This window comes from Altererythrobacter sp. GH1-8 (assembly GCF_043702085.1).
In the GTDB taxonomy this organism is placed as follows: Bacteria; Pseudomonadota; Alphaproteobacteria; order Sphingomonadales; family Sphingomonadaceae; genus Erythrobacter.
The window spans coordinates 1,743,198-1,763,626 of sequence record NZ_CP171690.1; the positions used below are offsets into that span (position 1 = coordinate 1,743,198).

The 20,429-nt window shown below is 63.7% G+C and carries 25 protein-coding genes; 7 read left to right on the top strand and 18 right to left on the bottom strand.

Translation table 11 applies throughout. The annotated features are described in order from the left end of the window. Positions 1–4: 4 nt before the first annotated feature. Genes ACG9DO_RS08495 through ACG9DO_RS08575 form a run of 17 tightly spaced genes read right to left on the bottom strand, consistent with a single transcriptional unit; the run spans position 5 to position 14,890 of the window. Complete coding sequence (locus tag ACG9DO_RS08495) at positions 5–1,441, bottom strand: conjugal transfer protein TraH (protein WP_173214057.1); 1,437 nt, start codon at positions 1,439–1,441, stop codon at positions 5–7. Beyond that, on the bottom strand, positions 1,431–2,243 hold the full coding sequence (locus tag ACG9DO_RS08500) for a conjugal transfer protein TraF (RefSeq protein WP_173214059.1): 813 nt from the start codon (positions 2,241–2,243) through the stop codon (positions 1,431–1,433). The genes ACG9DO_RS08495 and ACG9DO_RS08500 overlap by 11 nt, the downstream gene beginning before the upstream one ends. After that, a complete protein-coding gene (locus ACG9DO_RS08505) occupies positions 2,240–3,961 on the bottom strand; it encodes a conjugal transfer protein TraN (RefSeq protein WP_173214061.1) in 1,722 nt (573 codons plus the stop codon). Before ACG9DO_RS08505 ends, ACG9DO_RS08500 begins: the two co-directional genes overlap by 4 nt. Then, a complete protein-coding gene (gene trbC / locus ACG9DO_RS08510) occupies positions 3,958–4,713 on the bottom strand; it encodes a type-F conjugative transfer system pilin assembly protein TrbC (RefSeq protein ID WP_173214062.1) in 756 nt (251 codons plus the stop codon). Before trbC ends, ACG9DO_RS08505 begins: the two co-directional genes overlap by 4 nt. Continuing rightward, a complete protein-coding gene (gene traU, locus ACG9DO_RS08515) occupies positions 4,710–5,723 on the bottom strand; it encodes a conjugal transfer pilus assembly protein TraU (protein ID WP_173214063.1) in 1,014 nt (337 codons plus the stop codon). Before traU ends, trbC begins: the two co-directional genes overlap by 4 nt. After that, complete coding sequence (traW, locus tag ACG9DO_RS08520; protein WP_173214064.1) at positions 5,720–6,352, bottom strand: type-F conjugative transfer system protein TraW; 633 nt, start codon at positions 6,350–6,352, stop codon at positions 5,720–5,722. The genes traU and traW overlap by 4 nt, the downstream gene beginning before the upstream one ends. Beyond that, the gene (locus ACG9DO_RS08525) at positions 6,352–6,858 is read right to left on the bottom strand and encodes a S26 family signal peptidase (protein ID WP_173214065.1); all 507 of its coding nucleotides are present in this window, start codon (positions 6,856–6,858) and stop codon (positions 6,352–6,354) included. The genes traW and ACG9DO_RS08525 overlap by 1 nt, the downstream gene beginning before the upstream one ends. Further along, complete coding sequence (locus ACG9DO_RS08530; protein WP_173214066.1) at positions 6,855–7,235, bottom strand: TrbI F-type domain-containing protein; 381 nt, start codon at positions 7,233–7,235, stop codon at positions 6,855–6,857. Before ACG9DO_RS08530 ends, ACG9DO_RS08525 begins: the two co-directional genes overlap by 4 nt. Then, a complete protein-coding gene (locus ACG9DO_RS08535; protein WP_173214067.1) occupies positions 7,228–7,632 on the bottom strand; it encodes a hypothetical protein in 405 nt (134 codons plus the stop codon). The genes ACG9DO_RS08530 and ACG9DO_RS08535 overlap by 8 nt, the downstream gene beginning before the upstream one ends. Next, positions 7,632–10,181, bottom strand: coding sequence for a type IV secretion system protein TraC (gene traC / locus ACG9DO_RS08540; RefSeq protein WP_173214069.1), 2,550 nt, complete (start codon positions 10,179–10,181; stop codon positions 7,632–7,634). Before traC ends, ACG9DO_RS08535 begins: the two co-directional genes overlap by 1 nt. Next, a complete protein-coding gene (locus tag ACG9DO_RS08545) occupies positions 10,178–10,714 on the bottom strand; it encodes a hypothetical protein (protein ID WP_173216235.1) in 537 nt (178 codons plus the stop codon). Before ACG9DO_RS08545 ends, traC begins: the two co-directional genes overlap by 4 nt. 44 nt (positions 10,715–10,758) lie before the next feature. Beyond that, positions 10,759–11,637, bottom strand: a complete 879-nt coding sequence (locus ACG9DO_RS08550; protein WP_137678732.1) for a DsbC family protein — start codon at positions 11,635–11,637, stop codon at positions 10,759–10,761. Continuing rightward, a complete protein-coding gene (locus tag ACG9DO_RS08555) occupies positions 11,634–12,917 on the bottom strand; it encodes a TraB/VirB10 family protein (protein WP_173214071.1) in 1,284 nt (427 codons plus the stop codon). The genes ACG9DO_RS08550 and ACG9DO_RS08555 overlap by 4 nt, the downstream gene beginning before the upstream one ends. Further along, on the bottom strand, positions 12,917–13,672 hold the full coding sequence (locus ACG9DO_RS08560; protein WP_173214073.1) for a type-F conjugative transfer system secretin TraK: 756 nt from the start codon (positions 13,670–13,672) through the stop codon (positions 12,917–12,919). The genes ACG9DO_RS08555 and ACG9DO_RS08560 overlap by 1 nt, the downstream gene beginning before the upstream one ends. Further along, positions 13,669–14,238 carry a type IV conjugative transfer system protein TraE gene (locus ACG9DO_RS08565; RefSeq protein WP_152434338.1) on the bottom strand — a complete coding sequence of 190 codons (570 nt, stop codon included), beginning with the start codon at positions 14,236–14,238 and terminating at the stop codon, positions 13,669–13,671. Before ACG9DO_RS08565 ends, ACG9DO_RS08560 begins: the two co-directional genes overlap by 4 nt. Before the next feature lie 11 nt (positions 14,239–14,249). Next, positions 14,250–14,537 carry a type IV conjugative transfer system protein TraL gene (traL, locus tag ACG9DO_RS08570; protein WP_173214075.1) on the bottom strand — a complete coding sequence of 96 codons (288 nt, stop codon included), beginning with the start codon at positions 14,535–14,537 and terminating at the stop codon, positions 14,250–14,252. Between the two features lie 26 nt (positions 14,538–14,563). Then, complete coding sequence (locus ACG9DO_RS08575; protein WP_173214078.1) at positions 14,564–14,890, bottom strand: hypothetical protein; 327 nt, start codon at positions 14,888–14,890, stop codon at positions 14,564–14,566. 363 nt (positions 14,891–15,253) lie between these two features. Between ACG9DO_RS08575 and ACG9DO_RS08580 the strand changes: the two genes are divergently transcribed. Both ACG9DO_RS08580 and ACG9DO_RS08585 read left to right on the top strand, forming a co-directional pair. Beyond that, positions 15,254–15,715, top strand: a complete 462-nt coding sequence (locus tag ACG9DO_RS08580) for a hypothetical protein (RefSeq protein WP_173214080.1) — start codon at positions 15,254–15,256, stop codon at positions 15,713–15,715. A 1-nt stretch (position 15,716) separates the two neighbouring features. Beyond that, a complete protein-coding gene (locus ACG9DO_RS08585) occupies positions 15,717–15,983 on the top strand; it encodes an AlpA family transcriptional regulator (RefSeq protein ID WP_173214082.1) in 267 nt (88 codons plus the stop codon). Between the two features lie 47 nt (positions 15,984–16,030). Here the strand turns inward: ACG9DO_RS08585 and ACG9DO_RS08590 are convergent, their stop codons facing one another. Beyond that, positions 16,031–16,417, bottom strand: a complete 387-nt coding sequence (locus tag ACG9DO_RS08590) for a helix-turn-helix domain-containing protein (RefSeq protein WP_173214084.1) — start codon at positions 16,415–16,417, stop codon at positions 16,031–16,033. 82 nt (positions 16,418–16,499) lie between these two features. On the opposite strand from ACG9DO_RS08590, the gene ACG9DO_RS08595 reads away from it, so the two are divergent. The 5 genes from ACG9DO_RS08595 to ACG9DO_RS08615 all read left to right on the top strand — a co-directional run bounded on the left by ACG9DO_RS08595 (position 16,500) and on the right by ACG9DO_RS08615 (position 20,397). Further along, positions 16,500–16,862 carry a DUF3703 domain-containing protein gene (locus ACG9DO_RS08595; protein WP_173214086.1) on the top strand — a complete coding sequence of 121 codons (363 nt, stop codon included), beginning with the start codon at positions 16,500–16,502 and terminating at the stop codon, positions 16,860–16,862. An 8-nt stretch (positions 16,863–16,870) separates the two neighbouring features. Beyond that, positions 16,871–17,515 carry a class I SAM-dependent methyltransferase gene (locus tag ACG9DO_RS08600; protein WP_173214088.1) on the top strand — a complete coding sequence of 215 codons (645 nt, stop codon included), beginning with the start codon at positions 16,871–16,873 and terminating at the stop codon, positions 17,513–17,515. Positions 17,516–17,586: 71 nt separating this feature from the next. After that, positions 17,587–17,931, top strand: a complete 345-nt coding sequence (locus ACG9DO_RS08605; RefSeq protein WP_221572383.1) for a hypothetical protein — start codon at positions 17,587–17,589, stop codon at positions 17,929–17,931. A 100-nt stretch (positions 17,932–18,031) separates the two neighbouring features. Continuing rightward, positions 18,032–19,234: a TolC family protein gene (locus ACG9DO_RS08610; RefSeq protein ID WP_394727015.1), complete on the top strand. Its 1,203-nt coding sequence runs from the start codon at positions 18,032–18,034 to the stop codon at positions 19,232–19,234. 11 nt (positions 19,235–19,245) lie between these two features. Then, positions 19,246–20,397, top strand: coding sequence for an efflux RND transporter periplasmic adaptor subunit (locus ACG9DO_RS08615; protein ID WP_173214093.1), 1,152 nt, complete (start codon positions 19,246–19,248; stop codon positions 20,395–20,397). The last annotated feature ends 32 nt before the right edge of the window (positions 20,398–20,429 follow it).

Below are 20,429 nucleotides of genomic sequence, written 5' to 3' on the forward strand. Positions count from 1 at the left end.
CGACTCAGGGAATAATCGAGCGCGACTGGAGGCCGCGTGACCAGTCGAGCGCTGCGGACATCGAGGGCGACATCGAAGCGGCGAGCGCGTTCTCGATCATCGCGGTCTTCTCGATGATCTGCATGATCGCCGAGACCTTGGCCTGTCCAGTAGCCTGCCTCTGGACCAGGCCAGAGCGCACTTCGGCGACCTGGCCGCGCCAGATCGCAAGCTTGGCTTCATCGGCGGCGATGAAGCTCGCCATCGAGCGACCGGCTTCCGAGACGATCCGGTCGAGGATGGCATAGAGCAGATCGATGCTGGCGATCTCGGCGAGCGTTTCGCGGTCGTCGGTCGGCATGCCGCGTCCATAGGCGGCCTGGACGGTAAGGATCTTGTACAAGGGGACAGCGGCGACCTGCAGCAGTTCCTTTTCGGCATTGCCGATCGCGGTGTCGGCCCGGATCGCATCGACCATGTTCCCGATGAGGAGCGCGACCCGCGGGCGGATGGCCTTTGCATTCGATAGGCTCATCTGCTCGAAGGTGGGATTGAGGCAGAGATCGGTCTCGTCGCAGCGGAAAACGCGCACGGTCTGGCCCTGCGTCCCGTCTAGGAGCGCGCTTACGAGCGTCGAGGACGCGTCGCCCGCGAACGGCACGAACTTGCCGGGTTCATCATCCTTGGGCGGCACGTAGATGACCGTGCCAATCAGCGTCATGGCGTATTCGGCTAGTTCGCGGTCAAAGGTACCACCCGGATTGAAGAAGGCGCTCTTTTTCAGGACGTGCCAGGTGTAGTTGCGCGGCACGCCGGGATTGACGTCGGCATAGTCGGTACCGGCGCCCTCGTTGGTCGACGCGCGCTGGCCGCGCGTGCCGCAGCCGTGCTTGGCGGCCGCATAATCGGTAAAGATCCCTTCGGAGTTCCCGATCGCTTCGCAGATCGCCTTGTCGGCGAGATCGCCCTTGGGCCACAGTCCGCCGACCAGTCCCTGCGCCATCTCGCAGGAGTTGATCGAGAGATTGTTCATGAGCTGAGCCTTCTGGCTAAACTCCTGCATGATCTTGTTGCACTCTGGGCACACGGTATCGATCGCCAGGCTGAACGCGAAGCCGACCGCGTTGTTGGCAACGGCCTTCAGGAGCGCGACCATCTCGCTCGCGTTGATGAACGAAAAGGAGCCGGCAAAGATATCGATGCCGCCGCAGCCCGCCCTTGCGCGCGGCAGCTGGAGATTGGCGATGTTGGTCGTCTTCTGAGGGAAGCGCGTCCAGACATTGCCGAGGCTGTAATAGCCTGCCGACTGGCCTTCGAAGGCGGTCGGGCCGGTGACATTCGCCGCCGCCCCCATGTCGTCCATGAAGCGGTCCATGCTGTCGCCAACATTCGCGGCGACCGGTGAGGCAACCATGCTGGCGGCGGCAAGGGTCAATGCCGCATTGCGGATGCTAGTAATCATGTCCGGCTTCCTTGGAGGTGAGAAGGTAGATGCGGTACTGCAGCTCGTCGGCCGAGAGCACGCCGTAGCCGATCGGAATCGGGCGTTTGGTCACGCTGTCCCACAGCACCAGAGCGGGGGTGGCTTTGCCTTCGAGACCAAGCTTGCCGCGCTGGTTCGTCTCGACCCGATAGTCGGGAAAATGCCGGGATGGACCGCCATCGGTGGAGATCGCGCGCACGGTGATCCGCCAGCGGTCGGCGACGCCCTTCACGATCGGGCTCATCACTTCGCACGGTCCGCAGGTCGAACTGAAGAAATAGAAAAGGCCGTAGCGCTGCGAGAGCGTTGCCATGACGTGATCGCGCTCCGCGCTGCGGGCATCCTGCCACTGCTTCTTGGCGACCGCTCCGACGGGGCGTTCAAGCGTGTAGTCGAGGTCCGGGTCCTGCCAGATCGCCCGCTGCCAGACATCGGAGAACAGCGAGGCGCGGTCGAGCTGCGCGCGCTGGAAGCGGATATAGGCCGCTACATTGGCCTCGGTCGGATAGAGGATCGCGCGCGCCTTGAGTTCGCGAAGCTCGGAGGTGATCGCGTCGAGTTCTTGGCTGGCCGCGATCTGCTCGGCTTCAGGCTGTTGTGGCTCTTCAATGGGAGCGGGCTTCACGCAGTAGAACCAGTAGCCGAGCCTACGCTCTTGGCAGTAGAGCGCGTCGGCAGCGGTGGTCGATCTTGTGTCCTGCCGCTCCTGCGCCTGGGCCGAAGTGGTGGGCAGGGCAGCTATGCCGAGCGCGAGCGCCGTTAGGTGATGCAGATGGGTCATTGGCCGCCCCTTGCGTAATAATCTTCGATCCTCTGCTGGATGAGGATGCTGGTCTCGAGTTCGTCGGGAAGTCGGGCCGCGTCGGTGAACTCGGCATAGACTTCGCTGAAATCCATCCGGCTGAGGTCGAGCCGGGCAAACTCGTCGAGAGTGAACCCCTCACATTGCTCTTCTTTGGGCTTGTCCCATGGCTTGGGGAGCTGGCGACGTCCCTGTTCCTGCAGGATCCGCGAGAGCTTGGACTCAAAGCAGCAGTAGACCTTCTTCTTGGTGAGGCAGACGCCGAGGAACTTGTCCGAACAATAGGTCCCCACATAGGCGCACAGCCCCTGCGCATCGCGCTGGTGGAGTAGCACTTCCTCGCGATCGCAGCCGAGCGCAACCAGCAGGCTGATCCCCGGAATGAGCGGGAAACCCTTGCCCTTGCAGCAGTTGAAGACGCCGAAGACCTTGGACGAGCAGGTGTTGCGCGTGCCGCGGAACAGCGTCAGCGTGTTCGGATCGAACTGGCCGCGCGCCTCGTCCATGGCGTGCAATGCGACCGCGGCATCCTTGAACTCATCGTTGGCGGTGCGCTCGATCGTCTCGCAGCTGCCATCGATGCAATAGACATCGCCGTCGCAGACATATTGGGTGGAACTGTCAGTTCCGGGGAGGGGGCATTCGTAGATGCGCTCCCAGGTCTCGCACGGGTCTTCGTCGGTTAAGCAATCCTCGCCGATGAACCGGCAGGTGCCATGGCTTTCGATGTCGGAACAGTCGCTCGCCGCCTCGCGCGATGTGCAGGTGTAGCTGCGCTGCCATTCCCAGCAGGGCCGCGTAACCGAGACACCGTCGATCACGCGGGTCTGCGGATCGGCATCGGTGCAGATCTCATTGTCGAGCGTGCAATCGCCATTATCGGCAAATCCGGTGCACTGGCTCTCGTCGGAAAAGGTATCGATCGAGTTGTCCGTGGTCACCGCATAGGGCGTGTAGCGCGCATCTGGAGTGTCGCATGTGATTTCGGCGATGGGGTCGCCAGGTTCGGTGCAGTATCTATAGAACTGGTCCTGCCGCCACTGGAGGCAGGGGCCGGGCCGATACCCGGTGATCCGGCACGAGCCTCCATCGAATGCCGAGCACCAGGGATATCCATAGACTGTGCTGGTCTCATTGCAGAGATAGTGCCATTGCTGGCGCCGGGTCACGCTGGCAACGAGCGGCACCGCGCACTGACCCACCGACTGGTCGATCCGCGTGCCGGTGTTGCAGGTCGCGGTGTAGGTCCCTGCCGATCCGGACCCGGGCGGCAGCGGCACGCAATTGCCCTGACCGCCGGAGATATCCATGCCACTGGTATAGTCGAGCGGGGTCTCGTTGATGGCGAGGCTGCGCGCGATAACGTCCTCGATCTCACTTGGATCGAAGCGCGCGCGATTGGCCACGCTGTCGCGCACCGCCCGATAGCCCTGGTGTCCGGTGGCAGCGGCTGCCGCGCTACTTTCGATCCGGTCGGGATCGTCGGCGAGCGTTTCGAGGTCACGCACGGCATTGCGATCGTAGTTGGGGAGGGTGGATGCGTCGGGCTGCGACCTGGCAGCTTCTTGCGCTTCGCCGCGCAGGCTTTCGCCGAATGCCTTGCCATCGGCCCGCGCGTCCTGCTGCTGCGCGGAAAGGGGCGCGGCTATGGCAAGAAGGGCGAGCAGTCCTATGCGAAGCGATTGTGTGAGCCTCATGGCCGTTCTCCTTCGAGGCGACGAAGGTGGAGGCGAGCGAGTTGTGCTCCCGGACCGCCTCCCGAAGCAAAGGTGTCGAGCACTTCGGCCACGCTGATATTGCCCGCAAGGCGGTCGTGCGGCGGCAGGACGTCATTGCAGTCGAACCCGTCGCACGGGGCAAAATCGCTCGCGATCATCACGAAGCTCGGGGCAACCTTGATATCGAAGGCGCGGAACAGGCGCGGGTCGATCCCGAGCGCGTCGGCATCATCGCTATCGCTCCAGATAGCGGCGATGCGCTTCTTGAAGCGCGCGCTGTCGCCTTGGGGGAATCCGCGCAGCACGGTGACGCCGCCGGCCCTCGAGACATCGCGAACCAGCGCCTTCAATGAGGGCTCGGGCATTGCTAATGAGGCAAAAGCGATGAACCGGGGCGTGTCGCCCATCGCTGCGACTTCCGCATCGGCCTGGGCGCGGATCATGCCATCGATATCGAGCGGCCCGGCATTCGCGGTCGCCTGCGCAGTCTCGGCATAGGCTGCGCGATTGTCGAAAGCCGTTTGCTGAGCGGCGCGCGCGTCGTCTGCGAGGGCATTCGCTTTTGTCCTGACCGATGTGGCGAGAGCCTCGGCGTCGGCGGCATGTTCGGCCGCGCGCGCGCGGATCTCAGCCAGGTCAAGGTCGGGCCCGGCATCCTGCGCAGAAGCTGCGGCAAATCCGGCAGCGATCACGAGGCTCAGCCCAACGAGTAGGGGGAAGGCGTTTCTCATAGCGCGCAGCAATTCCTCTTGCGCCAGACGAGGTATCCCATGTCTTCGCCGATGGCGGGGATGACCTGTCCGGGGGACTGGAAGGTGGTGGAGGCACCGACGGGCGGGCAGGCGTAGCGGCCCTTCGTCGCCGGATTGGGATTGGTGGCCTGGAAGCGGTATTGCTGCTTGCGCATCACCGGCATGAGGTACTTGCCGCACAGACCCTTCGAACCCATCGTCCCCCACGAGACCAGCTCGCGGTGGAGCTTGTAAGCGAAGCGCGAGAGCACGAGCCGCGAGGCCTGCACATGTCCGATCGAGGCCGAGACATTGCCATTCATCGGGTACATCGAGCCCTGGCAGCCTGCGCACCAGAACATCTCGTCGAGCGGCAGGTTCGCGGTCGATGCAGCGCAATCCGCAGCGCAGGCGGCGAGCGCCAGCGGGTTGGCGAAGAGCACCGCTTCAGGGTTGATGATCGCGGTGAGCTCGCTGTCCTGCCACAGCGGATCGATCTCGGAGATGTAGAGGATGTCGATCGAGCCCGGCTCAAGGCACAGAAAATCGGCGACGATCTCCATCCAGTAGATCAGTGGATAGGCATACCAGTGGACGTGCCAGCTCGAATAATACTGGCTCGCGCCGCCCACCGCCGAAGGACCCGAGATCGAGCGAAAGCCGATATCAAAGCCGGGATCGAGCTTCATGCCGCCCAAATTGACGAAGCACCACGGCTTCATGCTGACATCGGCGAGCCGCACCGGCTCCCAGAACCCCATCGCGATGCCAGGGCGAAGCCCGCACAGGCAAACGGGCAGATCGGGATTGTCGGGATCGGGGCGATTGCTCGGCCAGATTTCGAGCCCGCCGACCGATATCGGGAACAGGCACGACCAGCAGATGTCGGTGATGGGGTTGACGAATTGCCCGGTGCACTTGCCCGGACCGGCATCGGCCGAAGCTGGTGATGCGAAGACCAGCGACAGCATCGCCGTGAAGAGTACGAGGAAGGCGCGGATTCCGGTCATGGCTGTGCCTTCCGGCGCGACAGCGCAATCTCGCTGACTTCGAGGACGCGCCCGTTCTGGCGCACCCGCGCGGGAACGGCCTTGATGCCGAATTTTTGCGTCAGCTTGCCGCCCTGGTCGAAATAGAACCTTCGCTGGCGGGCCTTCATCAGCTCGAGCGGCGCACCCTTGACGAGGATCAGCTTGGCATTGACCTCTTGCCTCAGCGACCAGGCGACCTGCGCCGGATCGTCGCCGTCGAGAAACAGGAGGTCGCCGCGCAGCTTGACGCTGTCGAGCGGGTTGACCCTCGTTCCGGCAGCATGGATGAGCTCGCCTTTGGCCCCGCGGATATCGGCAGCAAGCGTGATCGTCGGGTCGAACGCCCAGCTGCGGCTTGCGCTTGCGCGGATCACGCCGGCAACCGGATCAGGCCGGTTGACGCGGGCGATCGTGCGACGCTTGAGTTCCTCGTTGAGCCGCGCGGTCTCGCCCGACTTTTCCATCTGGGCGAGGCGCGTATGGATCTGTTCCAAGAGATCGCGCTCGATCACGGGGAAGACCGCGCCGCGCTGGCCGTAGTCTCGTGCCTGCAGGCTGGCAGGGAGCGCAGCGAGGAGAAGCGCGCCAAGCGGAAAGAGGGAGCGCATCACAGGATCGCCCTCCCGCTGCCAAGGATTTGTCCGCGGCACACGAAGCCGATTGCGCCATAGCGGCTGTCGAGCCCGCGGGGATGGCTGGTGCCGGTGTAGTAGCAACCTTCCGGTATTGCGCCTTCGGGACCGCGCGCGAGCGGCACGCCAAGGCGGGTGACCTCGAGCAGGCTCGCGACCTGCTTCCCGTTGATGAAGACCGCATCGCCCTCGTGGCGCACGACATCGCCCGGCATGCCAAGCACGCGCTTGCCGAACATCTGCGGTCCTTTTCCGAAATGCCTTTCGACCAGCTCGCTTTGCGGCGGCTCGAAGAAGATCAGGCTGCCGCGTTTGATCGGCGCGTGCTTGTCGAGCCAGAACGCCCAGTTGGGCAGGCTCGGGCTCGCATTGATGAGGAACGCGTGGTCCTTGCTGAAGGCATCGAGCGGCGCCCAGGCGAGCGGTAGCAGGACCAGCCCCGAGAGCAGCAGCGTACGGAGGATCGAGCGGGTCAGGCTCATGGCTGCTTCTCCCCGGCGAGCTGGTCCGCAATGCGCTGCTCGAGTTCGGGGGTTGCGTCTTCGGCAGCGCCCGCGAGCACGGCCTCGGCAACCAGCACCACGCGGCCGTCATGGCCCATGTCGGCGACGGCGCTTTCGGCGGCCTTGAGGTAGGCAAGGCTAGCCGCCTGGACGACCGCCGGATCGGCATCGGCGCGCGCGGCCTCCTCGACGAATGTCCCGATGGTCTCGGCAAGCCGGACCGTGACGATCCGCTGCTTGGGCGCGGCAGTGACTTGCTGCGTAATCCACGCACCCCACAGGAGCGCGGCAACGAGCACCGCTAAAGCGAGGAGTTTCGGGCCCAGCTGGCGCAGCGGGAGGTTCAGTCTATCCATGGCGAGGAGATCCTTCGGAGAGGCGGCGATCGAGGCGGTGCAAGAAAGCCGGCAATCGCAGCAGGGCGAGGCCGCCAGATGCGATGAGGAATGCGATCTGGAGGTCCTGGGCAAAGAAGCGGCGCGCGACCGGTTCAGCGGTGCGGTAATGGTCGGCAAGATTGCCGAGCTGCGCGAACAGCGCCGTGAGATCCCAGCCTGCTACAGCCAGGAACACGAACAGCGGCAGGCCGAGGACCAGCAGCAGCGTGCTCGCCGCGAAGCTTGCCGTTTCGATCAGCACCAGGCAGGTGCCCTGGAACAGCGCCAGCCAGTCGATCACACGGTGCTTGTCGCGGGCTTGTCTGACTGACGGAAGCGGCACGCGATCGACGAGCGTGGTGGTCTCGAGCACCATCACATGCCTCCTTCCACACCTGCGACCAGCGCGACTGCGCGCTCCAGCGGCATGCCGTTTTCGACATGGCGGTGGATCGCGGCATAGGTGTCAGGATCGGAGGAGAAGATCGTCGCGGAGAGTGGGTCGAGCACCAGGCGTCCAACGGCTTCCATCTCGGGACCTTTGAGGTAGATCTCGCTGTACTCGGTGCCCGAGCGCTTGAGGCTGCGGATCAGCGTCTCGGTCCGGTCGTCCATGTCGAGCCGGGCCTCCTTGCGGAAATCGGCGATGGTCTCGGGCTTCTGTTGGAGCACCAGCATCCAGTCGCTGTTTTCGAGCGCGGCGCGCGCACCATCGGACTTGTAGTAGTCGTTCAAGGACTGAGTCGCGGTCGCAAGCGCGCCGCCATATTTGCGCGCGGTGCGGGCATAGGTCTCGACGAACTCGCCCATCGAACCGCCCTTGAGCATCGCCCAGGCCTCGTCGATCAGCAGCAGCTTCTTGGTCGAGCGCGACGAGCGCGTCATCGCCTGACCGGTCATGAACATGATTGCCGAGAGGACAACGCTTCGAAGCTCCTCGCGGGACGCGAGGTCGCTCATCTCGAAGACGGTGAAATCGTCTTCGAGCGCGAAGCTCGCTTTCCCGGAGAAGAAGCCGGCGTAGCTGCCACCGCGGCAGAAGGGCGCGATCGCGGTAGCGAGGTCCTTGCCCGCCTCGTTGTCGCTCTGATGGAGTGCATGCGCGACGTCGTCGATCGCGCCGCCGCTGCCGAGCGTATTCCAGACCTGGGTCACTGCAAGATCGATCAGCCCGCGCTCGGTGTCCGAGGGGGCGGCGCTTGGCCGCGCCATCTGGCCGACGATCGCTTTGATCATCGCAAAGCAGTCGAGCTGGTAATCCTCGTCTTCATGCGCGCGGGCATCATCGACCATTGAGAATGGATTCAAGGAGAAGCCCGAGGCGAGCGTAAACTCGACAAAGCGGCCGCCTTGCAGCTTGACCGAATGCTCAAAACTGCGTCCGTCATCGATCACCACGACCTTCGCGCCCGCGCCGCGTAGCGCTGCGCACAGTTCCTGCAGGAGCACAGACTTGCCCGAGCCCGACTTCCCGCAGATCGCGATGTTGTGGTTGCCCGCCGCGTTCTCGAAGGGTGACCAGAAGAAGGGCTGGCCGCGCCGGCCGAGAAGCAGCAGGTGCGGGATAGTGCCGCCGAGATACTCGCCCTGCAGCGGGGCGATATGGGCCGCGGTGGTCGAGAGCATGGTCCGGAAGCGCTTGAGCCGAGCAAGGTCGTGGACAAGCCCGTCGGCGAGGCTCAGCGGGAAGGCCGCGACGAGACCCTGGAGCTGGAGAAAGCGCTCGTCGGCGAGGTCCCAGCCGGCTGCCTTGTAGATAGCCTTGACCGTGCGCTCATGCGCATCGCCTTCGCCGAGCGGCGAGATCGTGGTGAGACCGTAGAACAGCTTGACCAGCTTCTTGCCCGCCTGGAGCTCGGCCTGGACATGTCTCCATTCTGCCGACTGCTCGGACAGTTTAGGCAGGAAACGTGCGCTCTTCGTTTCCGACAGGCTGGTGGTGCGCATGAACTTGTAGCCTGCGCGCGCCGAGGCGGCTTCCTGGTCGGGATAATGCAGGCACAGCATGGTCGCAGCCGGGCAGGGAAAGCGCAGCTTGTCGGTGAACATGTCGCCGATGAGCCGCGCGCATTCCCACGGTGCCCAGCGCTCAGGGGTAGAGCGCACGCCGTAGTGGCGCACATCGAAGCGATCGGGATAGCACTCACCCATTTGCGGCACGCCGTCGCGGCCGCGTCCGGTTTCGCGGAAGCGCTCGGTGCGCAAGATCAGCCGGTCGTCCTCGACCTCGAGTTCGATATCGCGGCGGATGGCCTGCGCGTCGAGCGTGTCCTCGCGGTTCCAGTGGGTGAGATCGGGTTCGCGCGCTGTCGTCGGCGAGGTGAGTTCGTCGACCAGTGCGAGCAGGCCTGCGGGCTCGAGCCTGTTCGATGCAAGGCCGAGCGAGTTCAGCATGCCTGCCATCCCGTCGCGGCATTCGGTGAGTTCTGCATCGGTGACGCTTCCGGGCACCGGAACGCCGAGCGAGAGCACCAGACGCACTTGGCGTGCATGAAACGGCGCGTGTGCCGAGCCCGAGTTCCAGACGAGATCGTAGAGCCGGTTGGTGCGGGCTTTCGCAATCGCTTCGTAGATCCCGCCCTGCTCGTAGCGCGGCGCGAACCAAGGGCCGACGATGGCGCCGATGCGCGGGGACGCGAAGTTCAGCACCTGCAGGCAGGCGCCTTGCGGCAGGCTCTCGGAGAAGAACTGGCCGAGGATCTCACCTGTCCGCTCGTCGGCGCCGATGAGCGGGGTGACTTCGAGAATGAAGCCCTTCGAGTGCGCGTTGCGGTAGAGCCCCGGGCCCTCGTCATAGACGCGGTACGGAAGCCAGTCCGACAGCATGTCGAGCGCGAAACGCGGCTGCGCATGGTCGCCCCTTTTCGCATCGCCGAACAGGCCAGCGAGAAGCGCGTCGCGCGCAGAGGATAGCGAGAGGTTCACTTGGGCTCTCCTTCGGGCAGAACGGGGTGGGGCACCTGGCCGGGGGAGGGGGGACGACCAGGTGCCCCGGGGTCCGGCGCTTTGGCGCCGGGCAGCTCCGTCAGATCCTGCGAGGGGATGACCAGGACATCGGGAGGCTGCTGGGGGGACGGATTGGAAAGCTGAAAAGGAATTGCTTCTGCGGCGGCGGGCGGGGCGACTTCTGCTTCAGCCGGACGCGCCAGTGCGCGAAGCACGTCGCCGGTCGAACGCGGCGCGCGCCAGCGCTCGGCAGCGCGATCGGGCAGCACGACATGAACAACCCGGGCCTCGTGGATGCGGCCCGCCCCGTCGCGGTAGCCCGCAACAACGATCCGCAATCCGCGATCACCGGCCCTGTGCGCTCCCGCAGAGGCATGACCGGACCGTTCTGCCTGTGAAACGCGGGTCGCGGTATCGTCGATCATCGAGGTCGGCGCGCAGCTTCCCTCCGGTGCCCGGCAGGAAAAGTCGCCCTTGACGTTGCCGCCAAGCGTCGCACAGCCGGCGATCATCAACGCGAGAATTGCCGTCGCTCCGACACGGGTCGCACCGCCGCTCATTGCTTCGATCCGGTCTTGGCATTGGCAAAGGCGCGCAGTGTCTTTGCATCACGGTAGCCGTGCAGCACCGCACCGTCGCGCGCCCGGACGATTACCGGGGTTCCGGCAAAGCCGTTGGCCTGTGCAAAGGCTTCGTTGGCATCGAGCGCAGCTGACTTTTTGCAGGTTGCGCGCGGTTCGAGGTGCTTGCCGGTGTATGCGGCATGGAGCGCCTCGACCGGGTCGGCGGCGCACAGCACCGCCTCGGACAAGCGGCGGCTCGACGCGCCGAAGATCGAGATCGGCCGTTCCTCGACAAGAACGCCTGCCTTTTCGAGTTCGCCGGTGAGCCGCTTACAGTAGCCGCACTGGAAATCCGAGAAGACAACCAGCTTCAGCCCCTTGGGATTGCCCCACAGGATCGCGCCTTCCTTGGGAAGGGCTTTGAGATCGACATGCGTCGCGACCTGCCTGTCGCGGGTTTCGGCAACGTCATGGCGCCCTCCAGTGTCCTCGCCGGCGTGGCGGGCTGCGCCGGCGGCGAGCAGGTCGGGGTTGAGTTCGAGCAGGCGCGCGGCAGTCACGTCGCGCCGCTCCTCCATGTCGTAGAGCCGCCCGACGAAGAGGTAGCGTGCCGCTTCGTCGATGTAGAACAGCGTCTCTCCCGAGACGACCTCGCACCATGGCGCGAATGTCGTGCAATCGAGCGCGTCGATCGGCGTTCTGGGCAGACGAAGCTTGAGCGCTTCAACCACATCTCGCGTGATCGCGGCCTGCGCGGGCATGGCGGTTACGATCGCGACGCCGCTTGTAAGGAGGGCTGCTGCGCTGGCGGCGGCGAGCGATATGTGCGCGGCGCGCGCCTTGAGGCCGGGCCGCTGGTTCGAGTAGTTCATTGGGGTGTGCTCCTGACATGGACGCCGTCAAGAAAGACGATCTCGACTGCGATGCCGGTCGGCATCTCGACGACGGGTTGGTACTGTTCTGCGCGTTCGATGAGGTATTTGCTGACGGTGTCGGCGGCTTCGCCCGCGCCCTGGCCCAGGCCGCCTGCGAGGATGTCGGTCGGCGAGAGCGCGTCGCGCTTGCCGTCGCTGCCGACAGGCTGCGCAAAGATGCCGTTGGCATTGGCCGAGAAGCCGCGGCCGAAGCCGCCGACGATTCCGGCGAGCAGCGCCTGGCTGACGAGGCTGCCTTCGCGGCTGACGACATTGCCGCGCACGCCCGACTTGCCGGCGAAGGCGATGAACCCCTTGACCTCGCTGACCGCGAAGCGTCCACCTGGTTGCGCGCAGGTCATGCGCACGAGCTTCACGTAAACCTTCTCGGCCGAGAGATCGCCGCGCGCCGCGCCGTTCACGAGGCAGCCGGTGAGATCGGTGGTGAGGAGCTTGTTGCCCTGCAGCACCGAGCGCGCCGGGCCGGTGATGCGCAGCACAACGGGCAGCGGATCGCTCTGGCTGGTCACGCCCGTCGAGGCGTCGACCCCGACGATCACGGTAGCAGGTGCATAGCTGTTGGGCGGCAGGTAATCGCGGCTTGCCTCGAGCAGCAGCGGCGGCGCGTTCTCGGTTGCCTTGACTTTGGCTGCGCCCGGCTTTTCGGATGAGAAGCTCAGCAGGCTTGCCTTGGGTTCGCTCGGCGGCTCGAGCGGTCCGGGAGCAAAGCCCGGAGCCTGCGGATCGACTGCGGCCGCCGGCGCGATCGGGGGATTGGCGCGGACGGTTTCGAGTTCTGAGCGCAAGGCGGCGTTCTCCGCCGAGATCGCATCGATCGCCGCCTGGCCGTCGCTCAGCATCCGCGCGTTTTCGCCGCGCAGCGCTTCGAGCTCCTGCTCGATAGAAGCCTTGGGAAGCTGGCTCTCCTGCAGGTCCTTGATCGCCTTGCCCTGCGCATCGAGGCGGTTGCCGTAAGTGGCGACGAATTCGCGCTGCGAGAGATTGCGATTGACCAGCGCGCCGGTCTCGATCGTGGTCGCGCCCGCGCCGTCGGCGCTCGCTTCATCCTCACCACCGAAGATGAACATCGAACCGGCGATGAGTGCCACCCCGCCGATCCCGGCGAGCAGCAGCTTCTGCTTCTGCGCCACCGTGCGGTTGAGATTGCGCCGGGCTTCGCCGCGCGTCTCGTCCTTGGGCGCTGCCGCGGGCGTATCGCGTGTGTCGGGATCGGCCATTATTCGAGCCCTCCCTTTGTAAAGACGAGGAAGGCCTGCGTGCTCTCGCCGGGCTGGAGGCTGTCTCGGCCATAGGCAAAGGCCAGCGCCCCGGCGGGCGCCTCGCGTTCACCGGCAAGGTCGACGGGCATCGGGCCGAGATTGCGTAGAGTAAAGGCCTGACCGATCAGCTCGGCACCTTCGTATTCGGCGACCTGCTGCACTTCGAGACTGTCGGTTCGGCGTGGTCGAGAGAGTTCGGTGCGGGCCCGGAAGCCCGGCAGAACCCCGTCGCTCGCCATCGCCTCGATCAGCCGGATCGCGGCCTCGTCGCGGGTCGGGGCTTGGCCTTCCCACTCGCTCGCCTGGGATTTGGCGAGCGCGGGATTGGTGACGAAGAGCTGGCTCGCTTCCTCGCCTTCGACGCGGCAGGTGAACTTGTAGACATAGCCCGCGCTGCTCGTCGCGAAGAAGCTGACCCTTGCGCTCGCATATTGCAGCGGCACCGAGACATAGATGTCGCCGCGCACCGGCTCGTGGGTCACCTCGAAATCGTTGTAGGGATAGCCGCTCGCCATCTTCGAGACATTGCCGAAACCGTCCTCGATGAGGGCGATACGGGTCAGCGCGCCGCGTGCGAGCACGCAGTCGATCGCGGCGCCATCAGCGGCCTCGACGAACTGGTCGGCATGTGCCGGTGAAGCGTAGGCGGCCGTGGCGATTGCCAGCGCAACGCCGGTCAGCGCGGCGGGGAAGGGGCGGGATAGGAGTGTCATGGGTTCTCCTCCTCGTTTTCGGTTGGGAGCTGGCGGAAGCCGGTAAGGCCGAGACTGAGGCCGCGGCGGTTCCAGCTGAATTCGAAGCTGCGCTCTTGGCTTGCGATCACCTGCGCACCGACGAAGGTCTTGAGCGTGCCGGTGACGACAGCGGTGAGCGCCTGCGCGTCGACCTCCATCCGCGAGATGACGAAGGCCTGGCTGATGTCCGAACCGCGCTGCTCGTCGACGATCTTGACGAGCTCGGCCTTGAGGCTCCCGTGCGCTGACGGATCTGCCACCTTGAGGACCTGTTCCATCCAGTAGTCGAGGCTCTCGGGTGCGCGATTGAGCAGCATGAGCGCGGTGTCGCGGGTTACGAGTTCGAGGTAGTGCGCATCGGTACCGCCGCTCCCGAGCGTCAGGCGCTCGGTCGTGACAGGCACCAAAATGACGCTTTCCTCGCGCGTCGCCGCCGCGCCGACCGCCAGCAGGCTGGTAAGGCCCAGCACGGCTGACAGCGCGGCGAAGCGGTTGCGCTGTTTGAGGTGACGCTGCGCTTCCTCATAGGCGAATTCGTGTCTCATGGGTTCCTCCCTCAGCCTGCAAGCAGGCGGCAGTGGGAGGGCGGCGTGGCTTTAAGACCGAGGAAGCTCCCCGGCAGATACCAGTAGGCAGCATGGACCAGTTTCGACCCGGCACCTGACGCCTTCGCCTTTCGAAGGGCGAACCAGGTGAGCCCGGACAGGGCTGTGCCGATGAGGATGTGCTGCGAAAGGATGCCCCACGCGAAGGGGACGAGCAGTCCCGCAAACTCGTCGATGGTCCAGAAGCCGATGAGCTCCGGGTCGTCGAGCCGCCGTGGAACGAGGTATCTGTCGGCCATGCCGCCCTCCCGTCGTTAGACCGCGATCAAATGGTTGCGGTCACGACCGAGGTGACGATCGGCACGCCTGTGCCGACGCCAATTCCGACACCGACCGGGACCGCGACCTGCCCAAGGGCGAAGCGGCCCGAGGCGAGCGCGATCAAACCGCCGGCAAGGCTGAGGACGGTGATGATCTTGCCGCCCGAACCTTCGAGGAAGTCAGTGAACTTCTGCAGCGCCGGATCAAAGGTCGTGTCGGCACCGGCATAGGCGGCACCGGCGCAGGCGAGCGCAATCGCGGCCGGAAGAATATAGTCGCGGGCACGAATGCCTTTAACGGATGGGCGGGGAAGGGTGATTGCATTGTTCATCGAGGAACTCCGTTTCGAACATTGGCAGCGATGCGTTCGCTGTATGTTCTTTCCTCGATTGGAAGGCAGGGTGTAGGAAAACGGAAACTGACGCACGCGGCATTCCGACCAAGAGAAATCGTCGATTCTGGGCAATCTGACCAGGCTTTGCGCGACCGGTGCAGACATTGCGGCCAAGAATACCGATCATTGCGCCACCCATACCGAAGTCTGAGATCGAGGGACCGGAATCTGCGCGAATCAAATCGTGTGACGATGAGCCAGTTTCCTACGTGTTCCTTATTTGTTCTTTTTCCTTTCCTACAGTTTGACGCGTCGCCTAGCCTGTTGGTGATTCGCTGAAGATCACCGGAAGCAGGAACAATGGCGCGAAACACAAACGACAAATGGGAAGAACTATCGCGAGGAGTCGCCGCTTTCCTCGACCATGCCGTGGACGAAAGTGGCAAGTCCCGGCGGACGATTGCCGCACAGACGAATATCAACAAGGACGCGCTCCGACGCATCCTCGCCGGGACAAGGTCAGCCACACTGCCAGAGGCGCTGGCCATCCTTGACGCGAGCGGACACGCGCCGCGCACCTCCCTGATGCTGGCACTCGCGGGGTACTCGCAGCGTAGCAAGGATTGGCAGAATAGCGGCGTGCTGGAATTTCTTGAAACCTTCATAAGCGAGTTGCCGTCTGCTTTGGATCAAGCGCTGGGCCAGAGGCTGCTCGATGTGAGACCGCGCTGGGCAAAGGGGACCGCGCACCGCACCGCCGGTCTCCTGTCGGATCACCTCGCGCAACTGGAGCGGCAGGATGAACAAAGCTTCGCTCTCTGAAATGACGACTGGTATCGAAACGGACGCGGAAGCCGTTCCTGTCGAGCCAACGCCAGACCGGCTCATTCGTCTTCCCGAGGTCATGGCGCGCGTGGGCCTGCGCCGAACGGCAATCTATCAGCGGATGCGCGAAGGCCGTTTTCCAAAGTCGCGTTCGCTCGGTCCCCGTTGCACGGTTTGGGTCGAAGCCGAGATCGATGACTGGATTGGTTCTGTTGTCGAACGCACCGACGAGATATGTCAGAACACGCCCCGAATTTCGAGATGATCATGGTTTGCGTCCCGTCACCGCTCGAATAAACGCGCGCTGTCCCGCTAGCCGGAAAGCACTTCGATTATCCGGCATTCGCCAACCGCTCCGTGCTGGCAGTCGTCGACCATATGGCGCAGTTCGGTTCGCAGTTTTCGCAAGTCACCAAGCTTCCGATCCACTTCGCGTAGGTGGAGGCTGGCAATAGAGTCCACGGCTTCGCACGATTGCGATGGATCATCCGACAAAGAAAGCAATTGGCGCACCTCCGCCATGGTGAAGCCAAGGTCGCGTGCGCGGCGGATAAACCGCAATCTGGCCAATTCGGTCGAACCATAGTCCCGGTAGTTTCCGGCGGTGCGTGGTGGTTCCTCCAGCAATCCGGTCCGTTCGTAGTAGCGGATCGTTTCGGCGGTCGTGCCGGTCTTCCGCGCCAGGGCACCAATCTTCATGGGTTTCTCGCAATGCTTGACCTTGTAGCCACTACAAGGTGCATAAGACGATTCGAAGATGCAAGCAGAACGGTAAAATCCTGTGGCAAAGAAGGACATTATTGAACTTATCGAAGCTGAGCGGTGCGTTTTCCGTGCCGCCAGGCAGTCTGGTGACCGGGCTTTGGCTTGGACCGCGCTCGAGCGGGAACATATTCTGGGCCAGGGCTTCTTCGGGCCGCACCTTCGTTCACATATGACGATGCTGGGCTATGCAGTTGAAACCCGCGATGGCCGCGAAGTTCTGGGGCAGGTCATACGTCTTGCGCTCGCTCCCCTTGGCAATCTCACCGGACGGCTCCCCTGGGGCAATACCGGACGCGCAAACGTGAGCGCATTCGCGCCAATGCCATACCCGGACGACCTCGCGGAGGTTTTCACCATCTCTTCGGACGAGGTTCGCTAGCACGCGCCATGGCAATTCTATCCAACGAACAGGTTGAACGTCTCTACGACAAGACCGCGGGAATCTATGACCGATTGGTGTCGGGGTTTCGGTGGGCCGGTCTTGGTCGCTGGCGACGCGATCTGGTTAACCGGCTTGAACTCAACGCCGGTGACCATGTGATCGATCTATGTGCTGGCACCGGCGCAAACCTCGCGTTTCTGCTTGAGAGAGTAGGACCAAGCGGCAAGGTGACGCTGGTCGACCTTTCGCAAGGCATGCTCGACCAAGCCCGTCGACGAGCGAAGCGCCTGCGAGCTAGCAATGTCGAATTTGTGCAGTCAGACGTAGCCGCCTTCCGCTTTCCGAGCGAGACCAGCGCAGTCATCAGCACCTTTGGACTGGAAATGCCACCTGACTACGCCGCGATCATCGAGCGCGCCTCAGCTGCTCTCCCGACGGGTGGCCGGATGGCCCTGCTTGGCCTGAAGCACCCCGAGCGCTGGCCGCGATGGCTGATTGAAATCGGCATAGTGCTGACCAAACCATTTGGTGTGGCGCGGGAATATGAAGAGTTCCGCCCTTGGCTTCCAGCACGCAAAGTTTTGCGCGAAGTTCATTTCCGCGAGTTTCTGGCCGGTTGTGCGTATGAATTCGTCGGTGCCAAATCGTGATCATGAAAAGACAAGCGCTCAGACAGCCGTGGTTGCGCAAGCTTTGCAAGGCTCCTAAAGGGTTGAGTAACATGCCGCGTCTTGTGTTCCCCTTCCTTGCGATCATCGCCATTCTTTTCGGTAGTGTCCTATCGTTACCTGACGCGCATGCTTCAGAAGGCGAAAGCTTCGTTCATGCGGCCGATCACGTTTATGCGCATGGGGCGGACCACTTCGATAGCAATGATCCCGAGCCGGACCATGATGGTCAGGACCATTCGGCAACGCATCATCACAATTGCAGCTTCAGCCTCGCCGATAGTGGAGTGTTCCTGGGGTCGCCCTTTGCGCGCACGAATAGCCTGAAGGGTCCGCTGGCGACTTCGATGCTCACCTCGCGCGCGCCGCCGGTTCTGATCCAACCTCCCAAAGCCTGACAGCAAATCATGTGCGAGTGCGCCTGCGCGTGCGCTCGATTGGTTTCAGTCAGGAGATACAATAATGCGGTGCTTTGCACTGGCCGCGGCCTTGATTGCCGTGTCCACGGGTTCGCCAGTATTGGCACAGGAAACAGTTACACTCGAGGAAGCGCTCGCTCGAGCGGGCGTCGGCATTGAAGGGGAAGATGACCCTTCCAGCAATCCCCGGGTTTACGGCCCTCAGGCGGAGGCCGAAGCCGCGCGTGCGGCTATCGACCAAGCACGCCTCCGACCCAATCCCGAGCTATCGCTCGAGGCCGAGAACATCGCGGGCTCCGGCGCTTTCTCCGGGCTGCGGTCGACCGAATATACCCTAGCGATCGGTCAGCCGCTCGAACTCGGCGGCAAGCGAAGCGCACGCATCGCGAGCGCACGCGCATCGTCCGATTTCGCCGGCTTGCAGAGCGAATTTGCCTTGTCGCAACTCGCTTTGGGGGTGCGCGAGCGTTATGTGCAGGCTGTCGCCGCAGGCCAACGCCTCGTTCTCGCGCGGGAAATCGTCGAGCGAAACCGTGAACTGACGCGGATCGCCAACGTGCTTGTAGAGGTCGGGCGGGAGCCGCCTCTTCGAGCTATGCGTGCACAAGCTACGCTTGCCGAGGCGGAGGCCGAATTGCAGGCTGCACAAGCAGACGATTTAGCAGCACGTCAGGCGCTCGCGGCTCTCTGGGTATCCGGACAGCCCAATCCCGCAGTATCGAACGTCTTTCCTGACTTATCGCCGCCCCTTGCACCGCCGGTTTCCGAAAATCCGTTGCAACTGCGCATTGCGGGCGCTCGAACCAGCTTTGCTGAAGCCGAAATTGCGCGTGAGCGCTCGCTTGGCGTTCCCGACCCAACGCTGTCGGCAGGCGTGCGCCGTTTTGAGGAAAGCAACGATCAAGCGTTCATCGTCGGGATTTCCATTCCGCTTCCCTTTCGCAACCGCAACCAGGGCAACATCGCAGCCGCCGAGGCGCAATACCGCGCGGCAAGCGCGAGCGAGGCGATAGCCGAGGCGGACTACCGCGTGGAGTTCGAGCGGACGCGAACGCTTTATCTGGCCGCCGAAACGCGTGTGGAGACCCTCTCCAGCGCATCCCTGCCGCAGGCTGAGGAAGCGCTCAGGCTCGTCGAAATCGGCTACCGCAATGGCAGATTTCCGCTGATCGAAGTTCTGGCGGCTGCCGAAGCGCGCGACGCCATTCGTGAAAATCTGATTCAGGCAGAAGAGACCCGCGGCCTGCTCGCGGCGCGGCTCATCTGGCTCAACGCACAGTGAGGCCCATTTCCATGGAACGTAGCCATTTGATCGCCGTAAGCGGCGTCCTGATCTTGCTGGCCGCCTTGGCCTCGGTCTTCTGGCCCGCTGACTCAAACGGACCCGACCAGCAAGCGGAACAAGTTGAAAAGAGCGAAGTCCCCGAAGGCGTTCTGCTGATCGACGAGAAGCAGATCGCAGCTTCGTCGATAGAAATCGAAGCTGTCCAATTCGGCGCAGCAACGGAGCTTGTATTCCCAGCGACCGTCGCCGCGGCGCCGAATGCCAGCGCACGGATCGATGCGCGTGCATCCGGTGTGGTGAAGAGCGTGAACAAGATGCTTGGCGATTATGTCAGGCAGGGGGAGGTGATCGCGCGGATCGAGAGCGCTGATGCTGCCGGACTGGCTGCGCAGGTCGCTGCCGCGCGTGCGCGGGTCAATGAACTGTCTGCGCTCTACGACCGCGAAAAGCGGCTGTTCGAGGCCAATGTGACGGCCCGGCAGGATCTCGAAGCGGCGCAGGCCAATCTGCAAGTGGCAAGATCGGAGCTGTCACGCGCACAAGCCGCATCCGCTGCTGCTGGTGTCAGCGGGGATGGGCGTTCGCTGGCCGTGACGAGTCCGATTTCAGGGCAGATCACCAGCGCGCCGATCGTGCTTGGCTCCTACGTCTCCGCCGGTGAAGAGATGTTCCAGATCGTGAACGCGAGCGGCTTGCAGGTGCAGGTCGCCTTGCCTGCCAGCGATGCTGCGAGAATTCGGCCGGGCGATGAAGCTACGTTGGAGCTCGGGCAGGACCGGGAGATCGGCGGACGTGTGCGCTCGGTGACCCCGGCACTCGATCCGGAAAGCCGTAGCGCGACAGCGATAATCTCACTCGCCGGAGCGGTCCCTGGATTGCAGCCAGGCGCATTCTTGCAGGCGCGCATCCGACCCTCAGGTGAAACCGATGCGACCTCGATCTCGGTGCCTGAATCCGCAGTTCAGATGGTCGAAGGCCGTGAAGTCGTGTTCGTTCGCACGCGTACCGGGTTTCGGGCGATGCCTGTCGTGACGGGATCGCGCTCGGGAGGGCGCATCGTGATCGAGTCCGGATTGCAGAATGGCCAGCGGATCGCGACCGAAAACGCCTTCCTACTCAAAGCCGAACTCGGAAAAGAGGAGGCCGAACATGGACATTGATCGGTCTGAAAGCGGTTTCGAGGAGGAGCGCA